Annotated in this window: 18 protein-coding genes; 7 read left to right on the top strand and 11 right to left on the bottom strand. The window is 67.6% G+C overall.

The window, feature by feature from the left end; translation table 11 throughout:
- Nucleotides 1–381: 381 nt before the first annotated feature.
- Entirely contained in the window at nucleotides 382–747 is a 366-nt protein-coding gene (locus ACIP5T_RS18530; RefSeq protein WP_400866838.1) for a hypothetical protein, read from the bottom strand.
- Nucleotides 748–827: 80 nt separating this feature from the next.
- Entirely contained in the window at nucleotides 828–1,322 is a 495-nt protein-coding gene (locus ACIP5T_RS18525; RefSeq protein WP_400866835.1) for a hypothetical protein, read from the bottom strand.
- A gap of 449 nt (nucleotides 1,323–1,771) precedes the next feature.
- Between ACIP5T_RS18525 and ACIP5T_RS18520 the strand changes: the two genes are divergently transcribed.
- The 3 genes from ACIP5T_RS18520 (at nucleotide 1,772) to ACIP5T_RS18510 (ending at nucleotide 6,110) form a co-directional block, all read left to right on the top strand.
- On the top strand, nucleotides 1,772–4,135 hold the full coding sequence (locus ACIP5T_RS18520) for an arylsulfatase (RefSeq protein WP_400866833.1): 2,364 nt from the start codon (nucleotides 1,772–1,774) through the stop codon (nucleotides 4,133–4,135).
- 290 nt (nucleotides 4,136–4,425) lie between these two features.
- Nucleotides 4,426–5,091 (top strand): SDR family oxidoreductase, encoded by a 666-nt coding sequence (locus ACIP5T_RS18515; RefSeq protein ID WP_400866830.1) that lies wholly within the window; start codon nucleotides 4,426–4,428, stop codon nucleotides 5,089–5,091.
- A 239-nt stretch (nucleotides 5,092–5,330) separates the two neighbouring features.
- On the top strand, nucleotides 5,331–6,110 hold the full coding sequence (locus ACIP5T_RS18510) for a lysostaphin resistance A-like protein (RefSeq protein WP_400866827.1): 780 nt from the start codon (nucleotides 5,331–5,333) through the stop codon (nucleotides 6,108–6,110).
- A gap of 6 nt (nucleotides 6,111–6,116) precedes the next feature.
- On the opposite strand, the gene ACIP5T_RS18505 is transcribed toward ACIP5T_RS18510, so the two are convergent.
- Genes ACIP5T_RS18505 through ACIP5T_RS18495 form a run of 3 tightly spaced genes read right to left on the bottom strand, consistent with a single transcriptional unit; the run spans nucleotide 6,117 to nucleotide 8,364 of the window.
- Complete coding sequence (locus tag ACIP5T_RS18505) at nucleotides 6,117–6,464, bottom strand: cupin domain-containing protein (RefSeq protein ID WP_400866824.1); 348 nt, start codon at nucleotides 6,462–6,464, stop codon at nucleotides 6,117–6,119.
- On the bottom strand, nucleotides 6,461–7,867 hold the full coding sequence (locus ACIP5T_RS18500; RefSeq protein ID WP_400866821.1) for an NAD(P)/FAD-dependent oxidoreductase: 1,407 nt from the start codon (nucleotides 7,865–7,867) through the stop codon (nucleotides 6,461–6,463). The genes ACIP5T_RS18505 and ACIP5T_RS18500 overlap by 4 nt, the downstream gene beginning before the upstream one ends.
- Before the next feature lie 29 nt (nucleotides 7,868–7,896).
- On the bottom strand, nucleotides 7,897–8,364 hold the full coding sequence (locus tag ACIP5T_RS18495; RefSeq protein ID WP_400866818.1) for an Lrp/AsnC family transcriptional regulator: 468 nt from the start codon (nucleotides 8,362–8,364) through the stop codon (nucleotides 7,897–7,899).
- 100 nt (nucleotides 8,365–8,464) lie between these two features.
- Between ACIP5T_RS18495 and ACIP5T_RS18490 the strand changes: the two genes are divergently transcribed.
- Complete coding sequence (locus ACIP5T_RS18490; RefSeq protein WP_400866815.1) at nucleotides 8,465–9,898, top strand: gamma-aminobutyraldehyde dehydrogenase; 1,434 nt, start codon at nucleotides 8,465–8,467, stop codon at nucleotides 9,896–9,898.
- Nucleotides 9,899–9,947: 49 nt separating this feature from the next.
- Here the strand turns inward: ACIP5T_RS18490 and ACIP5T_RS18485 are convergent, their stop codons facing one another.
- From ACIP5T_RS18485 to ACIP5T_RS18475, 3 genes are all read right to left on the bottom strand, one after another.
- Nucleotides 9,948–10,187: a hypothetical protein gene (locus tag ACIP5T_RS18485; RefSeq protein ID WP_400866812.1), complete on the bottom strand. Its 240-nt coding sequence runs from the start codon at nucleotides 10,185–10,187 to the stop codon at nucleotides 9,948–9,950.
- Nucleotides 10,184–10,450, bottom strand: a complete 267-nt coding sequence (locus ACIP5T_RS18480) for a ribbon-helix-helix protein, CopG family (RefSeq protein ID WP_400866809.1) — start codon at nucleotides 10,448–10,450, stop codon at nucleotides 10,184–10,186. The genes ACIP5T_RS18485 and ACIP5T_RS18480 overlap by 4 nt, the downstream gene beginning before the upstream one ends.
- Before the next feature lie 68 nt (nucleotides 10,451–10,518).
- Nucleotides 10,519–11,046 carry a GNAT family N-acetyltransferase gene (locus ACIP5T_RS18475; RefSeq protein WP_400866806.1) on the bottom strand — a complete coding sequence of 176 codons (528 nt, stop codon included), beginning with the start codon at nucleotides 11,044–11,046 and terminating at the stop codon, nucleotides 10,519–10,521.
- 118 nt (nucleotides 11,047–11,164) lie between these two features.
- Between ACIP5T_RS18475 and ACIP5T_RS18470 the strand changes: the two genes are divergently transcribed.
- Genes ACIP5T_RS18470 through ACIP5T_RS18460 form a run of 3 tightly spaced genes read left to right on the top strand, consistent with a single transcriptional unit; the run spans nucleotide 11,165 to nucleotide 14,531 of the window.
- Complete coding sequence (locus ACIP5T_RS18470) at nucleotides 11,165–12,304, top strand: ROK family protein (RefSeq protein WP_400866804.1); 1,140 nt, start codon at nucleotides 11,165–11,167, stop codon at nucleotides 12,302–12,304.
- A complete protein-coding gene (locus ACIP5T_RS18465; protein WP_400866801.1) occupies nucleotides 12,301–13,209 on the top strand; it encodes a polysaccharide deacetylase family protein in 909 nt (302 codons plus the stop codon). The genes ACIP5T_RS18470 and ACIP5T_RS18465 overlap by 4 nt, the downstream gene beginning before the upstream one ends.
- Complete coding sequence (locus ACIP5T_RS18460; protein ID WP_400866798.1) at nucleotides 13,206–14,531, top strand: MFS transporter; 1,326 nt, start codon at nucleotides 13,206–13,208, stop codon at nucleotides 14,529–14,531. The genes ACIP5T_RS18465 and ACIP5T_RS18460 overlap by 4 nt, the downstream gene beginning before the upstream one ends.
- A 6-nt stretch (nucleotides 14,532–14,537) precedes the next feature.
- On the opposite strand, the gene galE is transcribed toward ACIP5T_RS18460, so the two are convergent.
- From galE to galT, 3 genes are all read right to left on the bottom strand, one after another.
- Entirely contained in the window at nucleotides 14,538–15,515 is a 978-nt protein-coding gene (gene galE, locus ACIP5T_RS18455; protein ID WP_400866795.1) for a UDP-glucose 4-epimerase GalE, read from the bottom strand.
- Nucleotides 15,516–15,579: 64 nt separating this feature from the next.
- A complete protein-coding gene (galK, locus tag ACIP5T_RS18450) occupies nucleotides 15,580–16,782 on the bottom strand; it encodes a galactokinase (protein WP_400866792.1) in 1,203 nt (400 codons plus the stop codon).
- Nucleotides 16,779–18,032 (bottom strand): galactose-1-phosphate uridylyltransferase, encoded by a 1,254-nt coding sequence (gene galT, locus ACIP5T_RS18445; RefSeq protein ID WP_400866790.1) that lies wholly within the window; start codon nucleotides 18,030–18,032, stop codon nucleotides 16,779–16,781. The genes galK and galT overlap by 4 nt, the downstream gene beginning before the upstream one ends.
- Nucleotides 18,033–18,139 lie beyond the last annotated feature (107 nt).

Raw genomic sequence — 18,139 nt, 5'->3', positions numbered from 1 at the left:
GGTAGGCCTCAGATGGCTCCGCCCGGAACTTCGCCGAGAACGATCGTTTTCGGCAGGCCGCCGCTCCCGTCACTGGAGGCAGATGCTTCGCTCCGCCGAAGATGTTCAGGCGTCCAGCGCGACAGCTGAGTTACTTTGAAGCCGTGACTCAACGCGCATCGAGATTGACGGCATTCGTCGGTGCTTCAGTGGCGCTGTTGGGCGCCGCGACAGCAATACTGTTCTTCTTCCAGCCCTGGAGAAGCTGTCCCTACGAGGACACGTCCGTAGGGTGCGCCATGCTGCCGAACGACGCCACAGCGATGGTGACCGCGCTGGGTATCGCCGTCATCGGTGTCGGGGTGTTCGTTGTCGGCAGGCTTCAGCCTCGTCGATCGGGTGCTAGCCGAGAGTAGGCGGCGTAGCCAGCACTGCTATCAAGGTCCCCAGCACGAGGACCGTGCTGAGTCCCACGACGCTCCATACCGTGGCACGCCGCTCGCGCGTCGGGCGGTCGCCGCGCAACCCCACAAGCACGGCAGACAGCAGCAGGATCAGCCAGGCCACAAGCGCGATGACTCCCATCCCGATGCCGATCGCTCGCTCGGCATCATCCGAATCGGAGTATTCGATGACCGTGACACCCGGCCCTGCCCAGTTGAGGCCCGAACCTGCCAGGGTGAGGCCGGCTACGCCGAGCATGAGGTTGCCGAAAAGTCCGATGAGCGTCGCTGCGATGGCCAGGAAGGCACTGCCGACGATCCGCACGGCCCCATACTGGCACGTGAAGGCGCGTCAGCCCGACGCCTAGCCGCCGCCGGCTGACGCGTGCTGCACCATGACCAGCGTCAGGAGAAGAGCTGGCGAAGCGCGTCGAGGTCGCCCGAGTCGACGACCTTCTGGACGGCGTCGATGGTCTCCTGGGTCACGAACATGCCCTTGAGGGTGTCGTTCCAGATGGCGCGCACGGTGTCCACGTCGCCGGCGTCGACTGCCCTGCCCGCGGACTCGATTGCCTGCTGGTAAGGAATCTGCTGGAACCCCGCAGGCGCGTCATTCGGGCTGTAGTACGGCACCCAGGGGCTCTCGGGGTCGGGTGTGAGCCAGAGCACCTGCCCCGGCTGGATCACGCGCACGTGGTTCATCGAGTCGAGGGTCGGGTACGCGCAGAGCCGTTCAGCGATCACAGCCTGGACGTCGCCGGGCTCGACCGTATAGGTCAACGGGGTGCCGTCCTCATCGAATGTCACCTCGCCCCGCGCGAACTCACGTGCGCCGAGGTCCCGGAGAGTCCCCTGCCGCTCCAAATACAGACTGCCGGTGGTGCCGTAGACCTCAGACATGCCGGAGCAGGTTTCCGGCTCGGTCGACGCCGGCGTCGGCGTCGGCGCAGCATCGGTCACTGGGTCAGCGACATCCGTCGGCGCGGATGCGTGGGACGTCTGAACTGCCGCCGGTTCTATGACGGTGCACCCGGCCAGCGCCGCAGCCGCCACGGAGAGTGCGGCGAGTGCATGAGCGAGCTTGTGCGTCCCAGACATGACGTCATACTGACAGACCGGTTCCCACTCTCGACCACCCTCGCCGTCCTGATCGTCGGCGAACGCCTCTCCACGCTCGGCTGAGTCATGCGCGCGGGAGCCCATCGCTGATGCAGACGTTCGTTGCTCTGCGCCTCACCCTGGCAGGGTGATGTCGGAGGACGAAGGCATCGACAACACGGCCTTTCCCCGTAGCGTGAAACCCACGCCTCGCATATTCGGGCGGGGTGCCGGCTCGTGAGGAGAAGGTCGTGGTTGAGATTCAGCGTCAGGTTCTGCCGATCCCGGATGCGAAGCATGTGGGCCTCACGACATACGTCACGACGGATCCGGCGACGAAGTTCCCGCCGATCACGCCGCTGCGGCCCCCGGCTGGCGCACCGAATGTCCTTGTGATCCTGCTCGATGACGTGGGCTTCGGCGCGTCGAGTGCGTTCGGTGGGCCGTGCGCGACCCCGACGGCGGAGAGACTCGCGGCCTCCGGCCTGAAGTACAACCGGTTCCACACCACTGCGCTGTGCTCGCCCACTCGGGCGGCGATGCTCTCCGGCCGGAACCATCACAGCGTCGGCATGGGAGCCATCACTGAGATGGCGACATCCGCCCCCGGCTATAACTCGCTTCGCCCGAACACGTGTGCACCGCTCGCCGAGATACTGCGCCTGAACGGATACTCCACCGCGCAGATCGGGAAGTGCCACGAAGTCCCCGTCTTCGAGTCCAGCCCGATCGGCCCGTTCGACCACTGGCCGCACCCCGGCGGCGGATTCGAGTACTTCTATGGGTTCATCGGTGGAGAGAACAACCAGTGGTATCCCGCGCTCTATGAAGGGACCGCGGCCGTCGAGCCATGGGGGACTCCGGAGGAGGGCTACCACCTGATGGCTGACCTGGCCGATCACACCATCAACTGGATGAAGCAGCAGAAGTCCATGGCCCCGGACAAGCCCTTCTTCACCTATCTGGCACCCGGCGCGACCCACGCTCCGCATCACGTCCCACAGGAGTGGGTCGAGAAGTACAAGGGAAAGTTCGATCAGGGCTGGGACGCTCTGCGCGAGGAGAGCTTCACGCGGCAGAAGGATCTCGGTGTCATCCCGGCTGATGCGGTGCTGACCGAGCGTCCCTCTGAGATCCCCACGTGGGACTCCCAACCAGAGGAGCTCAAGCCGGTCTTGGCGCGCGAGATGGAGGTCTACGCTGCATTCCTCGAGTACGCCGACCACCACGTGGGCCGGGTCATCGACGCTCTCGAAGACATGGGGATCCTCGAAGACACCCTGGTGTATTACATCATCGGTGACAATGGTGCTTCCGCCGAAGGCACGCTGCTAGGCACGACGAACGAGGTCATGGTCTCCGAAGCGCCCGACCTCGCGACCTCGGAGTGGCTCATCGACCGAATCGATGACCTGGGTACCCCGCGGGCCTACAACCACTATGCGGTGGGCTGGGCGCACGCGATGGACACCCCGTACCAATGGACCAAGCAGGTGGCCTCTCATTTCGGCGGCACTCGCAACGGCACGATCGTGCACTGGCCGTCTCGAATCCAGGCTGCTGGCGAGGTGCGCTCGCAGTTCCATCACGTGATCGACCTCGCCCCCACCGTTCTCGAAGCGGCAGGATTGCCGTTTCCGACGTCGGTGAACGGCGTGCAGCAGGAGCCGTTGCACGGGGTGAGCATGGCCTACAGCTTCGACGATCCCGCCGCAGCGGACAGGCACGAGACTCAGTACTTCGAGATGATGTGCAACCGCGGTATCTACCATCAGGGCTGGACAGCGGTAACCAAGCACGCCACCCCCTGGGAATTCAGCGGCCGCAGCGAAGATATCGACGCTGATGTGTGGGAGCTGTACGACACGAACACGGACTGGACGCAGTCGCACGATCTCGCCGCCGAGATGCCCGAAAAGCTCGCCGAGCTCCAGAGACTGTTCCTCATCGAAGCCACAAAATACAACGTCCTCCCGCTGGAGCCACGGTTCGCGGAGCGCTTCAACTCCGAACTCGCCGGACGACCGTCAGCGGTCAACGGAAGCAGCCAGCTCCTCTACGGGGGGATGCACCGACTGCAAGAGAACGTCGTGATGAACATCAAGAACAAGTCGCACGCCGTCACGGCCTCCATCACGGTGCCCGAGGCCGGAGCATCCGGTGTCATCATCGCCCAAGGCGGCAACATGGGCGGCTGGAGCCTCTACGCTCTCGAGGGCTCGCTCCGATACGCGTACAACTTCACCGGGGCCCGCATGTACTATGTCGGATCGGAGGTCAAGATCCCCGCCGGCGAACACCAGGTCCGCATGGAATTCGAGTACGACGGCGGTGGTATCGGAAAGGGCGGCGATGTCACCCTCTACCTCGACGGCGAGCAGGTCGGCGCGGGCCGCGTCGAGCGGACGCACTGGGGAATCTTCTCGATGGACGAGACGACAGAGGTCGGCTCCGACGCCGGCGCAGCCGTGACCGAGGAGTACGGAATGGGTGGCGGCAACGTGTTCAGCGGCGCCGTCACATGGGTACAGCTCGACATCGACACCGCAGCCGAGAACGTCGACCATCTGATCTCGCCGGAACAGCGGTTCCGAGTAGCCATGGCCAAGCAATAGCTGGGTTCGCCCCCACCGAATCCTCACCAAAACCCCGATACGGCGCATGTCTCTGGATTGCTCTAGGGCTTGCGGGTTGCGCTACGCCTATAGTGATCGTTTACGGCAGCGTGTTCGGGGACTAAAGGCCAACGTGCGCAGTGCGTACGGCTAAGCCGGTCTCCTCCCACAGCTCGCGAAGGCAGGCGTGTTGATTGATCCGCTCGCGACTCACGGCATGTATCAACGCCCGAAGCGATCGTTCTTGGCGGCACTCGTCACCCGCGGACTGCGTGAGCTACGGTCGAATCATGCCTGTTGCACTTGTCACTGGAGCTGCTCGAGCCAACAGCATCGCCGCCGGCATAGTTCCCCGGCTACGCGCAGACGGGTGGGACGTGGTCACCAGTGACCTCAATGCGGGGGACTATCCGTGCGATCTGGCCGACGCAGAAGCACCGGGCGCGTTGGTCGAGCGAGTCTCACGGGAACGAGGCACTCTGTCGGCCCTTGTGCTCAGCCATGCCCACGATGTGCAATCAGGCATCCTCGACACCACCGCCGAGAGCTTTGATCGACACGTCTCAGTGAACGCTCGAGCGGCCCTACTTCTGATCGCGGCGTTCGCCCGCCAAGTCGATGAAACCGGCGGAGCGGTCGTCGCGTTCACGAGCGACCACACGACCGGCAATCTTCCCTACGGCGCTTCGAAAGGTGCACTCGACAGACTGGTTATCTCGTCGGCCCGAGAACTGGGCTCCCTCGGAATCTCCGCCAACGTCGTCAATCCAGGCCCGATCGATACCGGGTGGATGGATGGCGAAACACGCGAAACCCTGACCTCGTACCACCCCCTTGGCCGAGCTGGCACCCCCCAGGACATCGCAGCCATCACCGCGTTCCTCCTCTCCGACGAAGGCCGATGGATCAGCGGTCAACTGCTCCACACCGACGGTGGATTCTCCGCCCGATTCTGAGACCCGTCGACTCTTCGGGACTCCCTGGGTGGACTGCTGCGTCACGACGTCTCGCCGAGCCTAATCACGAGGTGTTCACGTGACGACTGAACGTCCAGGACGTACGGTCCCTGACCGATCTCTGCATTTCGGGTAGAGCAGCCCACCAGCAGGTGCACTCGATCGGGTGCTCGCCGCGCTGTCGCAGACCGATATGTTGGGTGATCGGAACTCGCTCGCCGATGGAAAGGCACCAGCACATGCGCGTCACCCCTCGGGTCTGGATCGGCCTGGCGATCTACGTCGGCTACGTGGCGGTCATCTTCGTCGTGTCGAAACTGAGCGGGGTGGCGTACACCGAGATCGGCACCTCCGCCGAGTTCACCTGGCGCGGGGCTGTGCTCGATCTCGCGGTCGGGGCGGTGCTGCTCGCCATCACCACGTGGCTTCTGGGGTGGTGGAAGTCGGCGCTGTTCGAGCGCACGCGCTCGCACCACAAGTGGCCGATCTTCGTGCCCGCGATCATGCTCGTCGTCGCTGTCGCGAACCTGTTCAACACCGACTGGTCGAAGTTCGACGCGTCGTTCCTGCTGTCGCTGCTCGCCCTCGGGCTCGCCGTCGGATTCTGCGAAGAGCTGATGTCACGAGGACTCCTGCTCACGGCCCTCCGCTCACGCCTCTCCGAGGTGTGGGTGTGGCTGCTCACCTCCCTGCTCTTCGGCGGGATGCACATCATCAATGCCGCGCTCGGCGCCCCCGTCGGGCCCACCCTCGGACAGGTGGTGCTCGCCGCGATGTCGGGCACCTGCTTCTACATCGTGCGGCGGGTGACCGGGTCGCTCATCTGGGCGATGGCCTTGCACGGCCTCTGGGATGTCTCGGTGTTCGCGGTCGGGTTCGCCCCGCTCGGCACGGCCTGGGCCGCGTTCCTGAGCCCGGTGATCGGCATCCTCGCGGTCGCCGTCGTGTACTGGGTGATCAAGGGCGCCGATGAGAAGCCGACCGTCGCAGCGACGGCGGCAGCACCCGCGCGCGCCTGACGCGCGTCAGGCGATGTAGACCTTGCGCAGCGTCTCGGTGACCGTCCACACAGTGCGCTGTCCTTCGGGCAGGCGCACGACCGAGCCCGCGTCGACCTCGATCGCGGGCAGCGTCGGCTCGACGAACTCGATGCGGGCGTGACCTGAGAGCACGACGAAGACCTCGTCGACCTCGACATCGGATGCCGTGCCCGGCGTCATCTCCCAGATGCCGACCTCGACCTCACCGAGCGTCGCCAACGCATGCACCGCCGTCGTCGGGCGACCGATGACCACGTCATCCGCAGGCAGCGGTTCGTGCACGAGCGGCAGTGCCGCGGCATCCACCCCGGTTCCCGCAGCGAGCTCGCTCACGAGTCGAAGCCCATGCCGACGGCATCCAGCGTCTTGAGGAACAGGTTGCGCTTGCCCTCGTTGTGATCGGCCCGGTTCATCGCGGCTCGCACGAGATTGACGCCGATCGAGGCGGCCGGCTCGGGCGGGAACGGGATCGGCTTCTCGCGCACCATGGCGAGCTCGGTGCGCTCGGTCGGCTCGCCCGAGAGCTTGTCGAGCATTACGTCGGCGGCGAAGCGGGCGGCGCCGACACCGAGGCCCGTGAACCCGGTCGCGTACGTCACGCGCCCCTTGCGTGCGGTGCCGAAGAACGCGCAGAAGCGGCTCGAAGAGTCGATCGCCCCTGCCCAGCGGTGGGTGAACCGCAGGCCCTCGAGCTGCGGGAAAGTCGTGAAGAAGTGCGAGGCGAGCTTGCGGTGGCTCCCGGCGCGGTCCTCGTATTCGGGGCGCACCTTGCCGCCGAAGTGGTAGACCGCGTCGTAGCCGCCGAAGAGGATGCGGTTGTCGGCCGTGAGCCGGTAGTAGTGGAACTGGTTCGCGCTGTCGGCGAGACCCTGCCTGTTCGACCATCCGATCGAGGTGAGCTGCTCGTCGGTCAGCGGCTCGGTCATCAGCACGTAGTCGTACACAGGCACCGTCATCAGGCGGTTGCGCTTGAGCAGCGAGGGGAAGACGTTGGTTGCGAGCGCCACGGCATCCGCTCTGACCTGCCCGCCATTCCGGGTGACGAGCGTGATCGCACTCGATCCGTCGCCGATCACCTCGCGCACGAGCGAGTGCTCGTAGATCTCGACCCCGAGCTCGACCGCGACACGGGCCAGTTCGAGGCCGAGCTTCGCGGGGTGCACGAGGGCGCACGCGTCGCGTTCCCACGCCCCGGCGAGGAACGTGTCGGAGTGCACCTCGGCCTGCACGGCCTCGCGGTCGAGGAAGCCCTCCTCCTCGCGCAGCCACTCCACCTGGTGCGGCTCGACGGCGACGGCGAGCTGGCCGGTGCGTTCGAAGTCGACGTCCATGTCGTACCTCTTCACGGTCTCTTCGATGCCGTCGAGGTTCTCGATCCCCAGCTCTTCGAGGCGATCGATCTCGTCGGGCCAGCGGGTGAGGCCGTTCTCGTGCCCGTGCGTGAGGCTCGCCTCGCAGAACCCGCCATTGCGGCCGGATGCCGCCCACGCGATGCGGGATGCCTCCAGCAGCACGACGCGACGCTCGGGGTCGCGCTCCTTTGCGCGGACGGCGGTCCAGAGGCCCGCATAGCCGCCGCCGACGATGGCGAGGTCGGCCGTGATGCTCCCAGTGAGGGCGGGATGCGAGACGCGCTCGACGTCATCGAGCCAGAACACGCTGAGAGCCGTGTCGCGCAGCGAGGCGTCGATCACGGCATCCGCGGGGCGGCGACGTTCGAAGACCGTGGTTCCCATGATGTGCTCCTGGTTTCCGGACCCGCGCCTCAGCGCGTGCCCCAGTTGTAGAGGTCTTTGTAGAGCTCGGCGTAGAGCAGGCTCTCGGTGTGAGTGATGCCCGGGATCGTGCGGATGCGGGTCGCGATCAGGTCGAGCAGATGGCTGTCGCTCTCGCACACGGCCTCGACGAGGATGTCGAAGGTGCCGAGCGTGACGACGACGTAGGCGAGCTCGGTGATCTTCGTCAGCTCCTCGGCGATGAGCCTCGGATCGCCCGTCACGCGGATGCCGATCATCGACATGCGGTTGAAGCCGAGCTGCATCGGGTCGGTCACCGCGACGATCTGGATGATGCCCGCCTCGGTCATCCGCTGCACGCGCTGACGCGCCGCCGCCTCGCTCAGCCCCACCTCCCGGCCGATCTCGGCATAGGGCCGGCGTCCGTCCTCCTGCAGGAGCTCGACGATCCGCTTCGAGATGTCGTCGAGTACGGGCTGCTTCGCTGTGGCGCTCATGTGTCGATATTGACAGGATCAACCTGCCGAAGCAACTGATTCCATCGTTTGATTCAGATGAGTCTTCTGTATTCGCAATCTGATCGCTAACATGGCCGTCATGGCCACAGAACTCCTTCAGAACTTCATCGGCGGGCAGTACGGTCCCGTGAGCGGGCAGGGGCGGATGCCGCTGATCGACCCCGTGACCGAGGAGACCTACGGAGAGCTGCCCGTCTCCGACACCTCTGATGTCGATGCCGCGTACGCCGCCGCATCCGCCGCGTTCCCGATCTGGCGTGACACGACGCCGGCCGACCGGCAGCTGGCGCTCTTCCGCATCGCCGACGAGATGCAGGCGCGCGCCGAGGAGTTCGCCGACCTCGAGTCGAAGGACACCGGCAAGCCGCGCGCGAGCCTCGTGACCGACGAGATCCTGCAGTCGATCGACCAGCTGCGCTTCTTCGCCGGTGCCGCCCGCAGCCTCGAAGGGCGCGCGGCGGGGGAGTACCTCGCCGGACACACCTCGTTCGTGCGCCGCGAGCCGATCGGCGTGATCGGACAGGTCACGCCCTGGAACTATCCGCTCAACATGGCGGTGTGGAAGATCGCCCCCGCGCTCGCCGCGGGCAACACGGTCGTGCTGAAGCCTGCGGAGTCGACGCCGCTGACCACGCTGCTGCTCGCCGAGATCGTCGCGCTGCACACTCCCGCCGGCACGCTCAATGTCGTGCTCGGCGACCGCGACACCGGGGTGGCTCTGGTCGAGCATCCGACCCCGCAGATGGTCGCGATCACGGGATCCGTCCGTGCCGGCATGGCAGTGGCCCGGTCGGCGGCGAACGACGTCAAGCGCGTGCACCTCGAGCTCGGCGGCAAGGCGCCGGCGATCGTCTTCCCCGACGCGAACCTCGACAAGGCGGCATCCGGCATCGTCACCGGAGCATTCTTCAACGCCGGGCAGGACTGCACGGCCGCGACCCGCGTGCTCGTTCACTCATCGGTGCACGACGAGTTCGTCGCAGCGCTGGTCGAGAAGGCGAAGACGGATGCCCGCACGGGCGCCCCGCACGAAGAGGGAGTGCTCTACGGCCCGCTCAGCAGTGCGGCCCAGCTCGCCCAGGTGCAGGGCTTCGTCGACCGTCTGCCCGCGCACGCCACGATCGAGACCGGCGGCGCGCGTCAGGGCGAGACGGGCTACTTCTTCGAGGCGACCATCGTCTCGGGCCTGCACCAGGACGACGAGGCCGTGCAGGGCGAGATCTTCGGCCCCGTGCTGACTGTGCAGTCGTTCGACACCGAGGAGCAGGCGCTCGAGATGGCGAACGACGTGCCCTACGCGCTCGCGTCATCGGTGTGGACCACCGACCATGCCAGAGCGATGCGCTTCTCGCGGGATCTCGACTTCGGGTGCGTGTGGATCAACACGCACATCCCGTTCGTCTCCGACATGCCGCACGGCGGGTTCAAGCACTCGGGCTACGGCAAGGACCTCTCGCAGTACGGCTTCGATGACTACACGCGCATCAAGCACGTGATGTCCGCGCTGGACTGAAGGTGCTTCAGGCCGAGTCGGGACGCTTGGTCGTGGCCGGATCGGTGACTCAATCGAGCAGGCGAGTGTACTGAGGGCGAGCCTTCATCGCGTGGATGAGTTCCTCGGTACCGTCGTCCCAGACGAGAACGACGAGTTCCAGCAGGCGTCCATGCGTATCGAATCCGAGACGAAGCTCGCGTCCGGGGTTGTCGTCGTCGAGGGTGATCGCTTTCGCCGGCCAGGTCGCGGCTTCTACCGAGTCGTTTTCGGAGATGCCATGTTTGAGCGCTGAGGCGCGGACGATCATGCGTCGACGCGTGCCCAGGCAGCGAGAGCGGCGCGGAAAGCTTCTGAACGGTTCAGATGCTCGCGTTCGGCTCGGTTCATGACTGCTTCGAGCTCGGCGCTCGTCAGCCGAACAGGGACGACCTCGGAGGGTTCGCTACCGCGTGCGGGTCGCCCGCCACGTCGACGCAGAAGCTCCTCGACGTCGTATCCCGACTCGGCCTCAGCCACCCAAGCGTCGACCTGCTCTTCGGAGACCTCTTTGCCCTGCATCTTCCTCGCCATGGGGCAATTGTAATACGAAACCTGCGGGTTTTGGGGATTCGGTCGGTGCGATCGGAGCAGCCAGTCGGTCAGGAGTCGGTGAAGCGCTTGACCCGGCGGTGCTCCGGCAGGCTCATGTCCGGTCGCTCCTCGACCTTGCGCGCACCGTCGAGCTCCCAGCCGTGGCGAGCGTAGAAGGCGTCGGCGCGCTCGTTCCCGTCGAGCACCCACAGGTAGGCCCGGGTGTGCCCGGCGGCTGTGATCCGCTGCTCGGCCTCCGTGAGCAAGGCGCGCCCGACCCCGGTCGACCACTCCGCAGGGTCGGCGTAGATGCCGTAGATCTCGCCGTCGTCCGCTCCCTCGTCTTCGCGTCCTGAGCCGAACGACGTCCAGCCGATCACCCTGCCCTCGCGTTCCGCGACCAGGATGCCGATGATCGTGGGCAGCGGGGCGACGAGGTTCCGTCGCCAGCCGTCAGCGCGGTCGGAGATCGACAGGCCATCGAGGATCTTCTGGTCGATGAGGCCGCGGTAGGCCGCTTGCCACGAGCGCACATGCACTTCGGCGATCTGGTCTGCATCGGCCACGGCACCGTCGCGGATCGCCAGAGTCGTCATCCGTCCACTCTAAGAGCCAGTCCCGTCGTGTGACGGGACGCAGATCGCTGCTCCGATCCCTCGACACGTATGACGCGATGTGTCAAGCTGGGCGCACGTCGAATCCGGGGGGATCAACTTGGCACGACCACTCGCGGGGCCCCAGACCCTGCTCCGAACGCTCAACGGCCGTGCGATCCTCGAGACGCTCGCGCGCCGCGGCCCGCTCACCCGCGCTGAACTCGTCGCCGAGACAGGGCTGTCGCGTACGGCAGTGACCCAGGTGCTGCGAATGCTCGAAGCGTCGTCGGCCGTGGCCGCGGCCGGGGTGGATCGTGACACCCGCGGACCGGCAGCGGGGCGCGTCGCACTGCATCCGCAGCTCGGCTTCGCCGCAGCCGTGCACGTCGACGCCCATGCCGCCCATGTCGCCCTGGTCGACCCGACCGGGGCCGTGAGGGCCGAGAGTCACGCCGCATTCCCTCCGCGTGGAGACCGCGTGCAGCACATCGCCGGGCTGATCGAAGCGTGTCGCCGCACGGTGAACGGACGGCTGCTGCTCGCCGTCGTCGGAATCCCCGGCATCGTCACCGCCGACGGAGGCATCCGCGACGACCAGGGGCCGGACGGCGGCGCATTCAAGAACTCGCTGTCCGCACGCCTCGGCTGCACGGTGCGGGTCGAGAACGACGTCAACCTCGCGGCGCTCGCCGAACTGTCCGAGGGGACCGCCGCAGGACTCAGCAGCTTCGCGCTGCTCCTCCTCGACGACGGTCTCGGAGCAGGCATCGTCATCGACGGCTCGCTGCACCGAGGGTTCTCCGGTGTCGCGGGTGAGGTCATGTATCTGCCGCAGAGCCCGTTGCCGATCGGAGCTCCGGTGCTCGGCGACGCGGTCGTGCGCGATCTCGCGCTGGCCCACGGCCGCGACCCGGACGAGACGATAGACCAGCACCTCGATGCCGCGTGGGCCGGCGATCCGGCCGCGCTCGCCATGGCGGCCGAGATGGGGCGCAGACTCACCCTGATCGCCGGCAGCATCGCGCTCGTCCTCGACCCGGAGGCGTTCCTGCTCAGCGGCACTGCCGCGCACCCGGCTCTCGCGCGCGCCGCAGCCGAGTTCGCCGAAGAGCTCGCCCCGCAACTGCCGCTCACCCTCGTGGTCTCGTCGTTCGGCCCGGAGGCGCCGCTGGTCGGCGCGGTCGGCGAGGCGGCATCCGCTCTTCGGGCGTCGATCTTCTCGCTGCTGCTCCCCGCCTCAGACAGGAACCGTCGATGACCTCAGACCTCGCTGATCGCCTCGGCCTCGCACCGGGGGCCAGGGCCGTGATCATCAACGCCGACGACTTCGGCATGTGCCACGCGGCGAACACGGCGATCATCCGGCTGCTGGACGCAGGACACGTCGACTCGACGACTCTGATGGTGCCCTGCGCCTGGGCGCCGGAGGCGCTGGCATTCGCCGCCACGCGCACCGACCTCGACGTCGGCGTGCACCTGGTGCTCACGAGCGAGTGGACCGACTACCGCTGGCGGCCCCTCACCGGCGCCGACACCACCCTCGTCGACGACGCGGGGTATTTTCCCGCCGGCGTCCTGGCGATCGAGGAGCTCGCGTCGGTCGACGACGTCACCGCCGAGATCGCCGCGCAGCTGCAGGCGGCGCTGGATGCCGGTGTCGACGTGACCCACCTCGACAATCACATGGGATCTGTCTACGGGCTGCTCACCGGGCGGGACTTCCTGGGTCCGGTCTTCGAGCTCGCCGCCCGCCACGGACTGCCGTTCCGGCTGCCGCGCAGCATGGAGGGCACAGGAGACGACGCCGCGCTGCAGGCGAAGCTCGCCGAGGCAGCGGCTGCGGCCGACTCCCTCGGCGTCGAGATCATCGACCGGCTGTGGAGCCACCCGTTCGAGGAGATCCCCGGAGAATCGTACGAGCAGATCCGCGACGGCTTCATCGCGCTCCTGCGTGCCGTTCCGGCCGGGGTGACCGAGATCTACCTGCATCCGATGGTCGACGACGACGAGCTGCGCGCGGCCGTCGACTTCGCCGCAGCCAAGCGCGGACACGAGCTTCGACTGCTCTCCGACCCCGCGGTGCTGCAGGCGATCGCCGACGAAGGGCTCGTGCGAGTCGGATGGCGCGACCTGCGCGATCTGCAGCGGAGCCGGCGCGCATGACCTCGATGGCGACGCGGCTGCGCGACCGTCGACTCGACGAGGCCCCCACCAGGGCGCAGGCGATCGCGTTCGGCGCATCCGGGTTCCCGACGCAGCTCATGGCGCAGACGTTCTCTGCGTTCGTCGTCTACTTCTACGTCACGCACCTCGGCGTCGCACCCGGATGGGTCGCCGCGGCGATGATCGCGCACGGCATCCTGAACGCGGTGCTGAATCCGATCGTCGGCGCCCTGTCCGACCGCATCCGCACGCCGTGGGGTCGTCGCATCCCCTGGATCGGTCTCGGCATCGTTCCGCTCGTGGTCGCTTTCGCGCTGGTGTGGATGCCGCCGGAGCTGCCGACCGCCGGACTGATCGTGTGGTTCCTCATCGTGGTCGCGGTGTACGACATCGCGTTCGTGGTGGTGGTGCTGAACATCTCGGCGCTGTTCCCCGAGATCTTCCGCACGACCGACGAGCGGGCGCGAGGCAACGTGCCCCGCCAGATCTTCGCGATCCTCGGCATGGTGCTCGGCACCGCGGGGGCGCCCGCGCTCTACGGGTCGATCGGCTGGCCGGGCATGGCGATCGTGCTCTCGGCCGTCTGCCTCGTGCTGCTGGTGTGGTCGTTCGTCGGCGGCATGATCGAGCGTCAGGTGCCGGAGGCCGCATCCGAGGCGATGCGGTGGCGCGACCAGCTGAAGTACACGTTCGCGAACCGCGCGTTCGTCCCCTACGTGCTCGGCTCGCTGTTCATCCAGACGTCGATCGCCGTCATCCTCGCCGCTCTGCCGTTCTACGTGAGGTATTCGCTGGGCGCCGCCGAGGGCGAAGCCAGTCTGCTGCTGGGGGCGATCTTCGTGACCGCCATCCCGTCGATCGTGCTGTGGAGCGCGGTCGTGCGACGCACCTCACCCCGCACGGCGCTGCTGTGGAGCGTCGCGGTCTTCGGCATCGCCGTGCTCGGCTATCTGCTGCCGTCGACGGTGCTCACGGCTGCTCTCGTCGGCGTCGCGGTGGGCGTCGGAGTCGGCGGCCTGCTGCAGCTCCTCGAGGTGGTGCTCGCGCAGATCATCGATGAGGACGCCACCCGCACCGGGCATCGGCGAGAGGGCGCCTACTTCGGCGTGAACGGCTTCGTGGTGCGCGGCTCGGTCGTGCTGCAGGCCGTCGTCGCGGCGGCCGTGCTCACGGCATCGGGCTTCGATGCGTCGCTGGGCGAAGCGCAGCCGGAGGCGGTCGACGGCGGCATCCGGGTGATGGTCGCGGTGGTTCCGCTCGTGTTCGCCGCTCTCGCGTGGTTGTGCTTCTGGCTCTACCCGATCCGCACGCGCGACCTCTGACCGACGTCAGGACGCGGCTCGACGCGCCTCCCAGCCCGTCCGCACCATCTCGTCGACCGTGTATCGCATCTTCCAGTCGAGGTCGCGAGCGGCGAGCTCGCCGGTCGCGACGATGCGGTCGGGGTCGCCGGGGCGGCGGGGGCCGATCTCCGGGGTGAAGTCGATGCCGGTGACGCGTGCGACGGCATCCATGATCTGCTTCACGCTGAGGCCGTCGCCGGAGCCGAGGTTGTATGCCGCTTCGATCGACTCGCCTGCTGCGAGGCGCTTCGCGGCAGCCACGTGAGCTGCGGCGATGTCTCCGACGTGCACGTAGTCGCGCACGTTGGTGCCGTCCTCCGTGTCGTAATCGTCACCGTTGATCCGCGGGGTCTCTCCGGCGAGGAGCTTCTCGAACACGATCGGGAACAGGTTGTGCGGGCTCACGTCGTAGACCGTCGGGTCGGCCGAGCCGACGACGTTGAAGTAGCGCAGCGACGTGTGCCGCAGCGGCTTCTCGGACTCCGCGGTCGCGATCGCCTGATCGCGCAGCAGCCACTCTCCGATCAGCTTCGACTCGCCATAGGGGCTGGCCGGCTTCTTGGCGGTGTCTTCGACGACGAGCGGCACGTCGGGGGTGCCGAACACGGCGGCCGACGATGAGAACACGATGTTCGTGACGCCCGCGGCCTCCATCGCCTCGAGGATCACGCGGGTGCCTTCGACGTTCTGCGCATAGGTGTGCAGCGGACGCTGCACCGAGACTCCGGCGTACTTGTAGCCGGCGACGTGGATGACGCCGTCGGCGTCATGGTCGCGCAGCGTCTTCTCGACGAGCTCGCGGTCGAGGATGCTGCCCTGCACGAAGGCCACGCCCTCGGGCACGAACGAGGCGACCCCGCTCGAGAGGTCGTCGAGGATGACGGGCGTCAGCCCTGCATCCGCGAGTGCGCGAACGACGTGCGAGCCGATGTAGCCGGCGCCGCCGGTCACGATCCAGGACATTGTGCTCCTCAGGGTGGGGAAGTGTTCAGTATCTCAGGTCGCGATCAGCGGACCCTGACCCGGGTCAGGCGTCGCGGTGCGCCCCTGCCGACGGGGTGACGGTGAAGATGACGGGGGCGGTGAAAGCGGATGCGGCGAACGCGGCGTTCACGGCATCCGTCACCTGCTGCACCGAGTCCTGCTCGATCAGCGCGATCGCGGCTCCGCCGAATCCACCGCCGGTCATCCGAGCGCCGATGGCGCCGGCTGTGAGGGCGGCCTCGACCGCGGTGTCGAGCTCGGGCACCGAGATCTCGAAGTCGTCGCGCATCGAGGCGTGAGAGGCCACGAGCAGGTCGCCGATCGCGCGGGGTCCCTCTTCGCGCAGCACCTTCACGGTGTCGAGGACACGCTGGTTCTCGGTCACGACGTGACGCACTCGACGGAAGGTCACGTCGTCCATGAGCTCCTCGGCGCGGGGCAGGTCGTCGACCGAGACGTCGCGCAGGCTCGGCACGCCCATGATCGCGGCACCGCGTTCGCAGGCGGCGCGGCGCTCGCCGTATCCACCGGTCGAGTGGGCGTGCTTGACGCGCGTGTCCATCACGAGGATCGCGAGGCCCGCCTCGGCGATGCCGACCTGCACGAGGTTCGCGTCGAGCGAGCGGCAGTCGAGGAAGATCGCCGCATCGGGTTCGCCGAGCATCGAGGCCATCTGATCCATGATGCCGGTCGGGGCTCCGACGGCCTCGTTCTCGGCCCGGCGGCCGACGCGAGCGAGGGCGACGCGGTCGAGTCCGGCCGCCCACAGATCGTTCAGGGCGGATGCCGTGGCGCCCTCGATCGCGGCGGACGACGACAGGCCTGCGCCCACCGGGACGTCGGAGGTGATCGCGATGTCGAGGCCGGTGCCGGTGGCGGCCGACGGGGCCACGCCGTCGGCCTGACGGAGAGCCCAGGCGACGCCGAGCGGGTACGCGGCCCACTCGGGCACAGCAGGGGCTTCACCGGTGGGCGTGGGGAACAGCTCGTCGAGGTCGTCGAGGGAGACCTCTACGGGCTCATCGGCGAAGGTCGACGCGACACGCACGCGGCCTCGGCCGTCGTCGCGGATCCCGACGGCCGCGTAGGTGCGGTGCGGGATCGCGAACGGCAGCACGAAGCCGTCGTTGTAGTCGGTGTGCTCGCCGATCAGGTTCACGCGGCCCGGCGCCGACCAGACGCCGTCGGGTGCGCGTCCGGTGAGGTCTGTGAAGAGTGCGCGCGCGGCGTCCTGGGTGGTGGTCATGCGGATGCCTCGTCTGCGTGCTGGGGGTCGGGTGTCGTGTCTGCGGATGCCGTGTGCGCGGAGGCCGCCGTGTGTGCGGCGTCTGCCTTCGCGATGGCCTCGCGGATGCGGGCCGCGCCCTGCTCGGGGGTGACCTCGGCGGCCCACGCCCACATCGCGGCCTCGGAGCCGGCGAGGAACTTGAGCTTGTCGGCAGCGCGGCGAGGGCTCGTCAGCTGCAGGTGCAGGCGCACGCTGTCGCGGCCGACGTTCACCGGGGCCTGGTGCCAGGCGGCGATGTAGGGGGTCGGGGTGTCGTAGAGCGCGTCGACACCACGGAGCAGGCGCAGGTAGAGAGGAGCCAGCTCGTCGCGCTCGGCATCCGTCGTCTCGGCGAAGTCGGGCACGTGCCGGTGCGGCATCAGGTGCACCTCGAGGGGCCAGCGGGCGGCGAAGGGTACGAACGCCGTCCAGTGCTCGCCCCGGAACACGACGCGCTCGGACGCCTGCTCGGACTCGAGGATGTGCTGGAACAGGTCGGGTGCGGTGCGGTCGATCGAGTCGAGCAGGCGCGTGGTGCGCGGGGTCACGTAGGGGTAGGCGTAGATCTGGCCGTGGGGGTGGGGGAGCGTGACCCCGATCGCTTCGCCGCGATTCTCGAACGGGAAGATCTGCTCGATGCCGGGCAGCTTCGAGAGTGCGGCGGTGCGATCGGCCCAGGCCTCGATCACGGTGCGGGCGCGGGTTACCGACTGCGTGCCGAACGAGCCGGTGTGCTCAGGGCTGAAGCACACGACCTCGCAGCGGCCGACCGACGTGCGGGTGCGGCCGAGGCCCAGAGCGCTGAGATCGTCGAGCCCGCGAGGAGGGTTGCTCGCCTCGGGGGCCGTGCCGGTGGCCTCGGCGAGGGCGGGACCGAAGGCGGGCGAGCGGTTCTCGAACACGGCGACGTCGTAGAGCGACGGCACCTCAGACGGGTTGGTGGGGGACTGCGGAGCGAGCGGGTCGGCGTCGGCGCTCGGCATCATCACCCGGTTCTGACGGTTCGCGGCGACCGTGATCCAGTCACCCGTCAGCACGTCGAGTCGCATCGTGGCGGTCTCGCCGCGGGCATCGAGGGTGCGGGAGTCGACCGCGCGCTCGGCGCCGAGCGTCGTGTCGGGGTCGTCGAAGTAGATCAGCTCGCGGCCATCGGCGAGCGTCGTCGCGCGCTTGACGATGCCGGCGGAGAGGGTCTCGGTTCGCAACTCAGGAGATTCGGGCGTGTTCACGTAAACATGGTACGCACAGCGCCGTGGTAACGTCAACATTCCGGAGTTGTGAACGCGAAGAAAGGGCGCCCGTGGACGACGACCTGCTGCGCGGCGGTGACCTGTCG

The organism is Microbacterium sp. NPDC088619, assembly GCF_044752825.1.
Lineage (GTDB): Bacteria > Actinomycetota > Actinomycetes > Actinomycetales > Microbacteriaceae > Microbacterium.
Note: the sequence above shows the minus strand (reverse complement) of the source record. Positions and strands in the feature narration are given on the sequence as shown.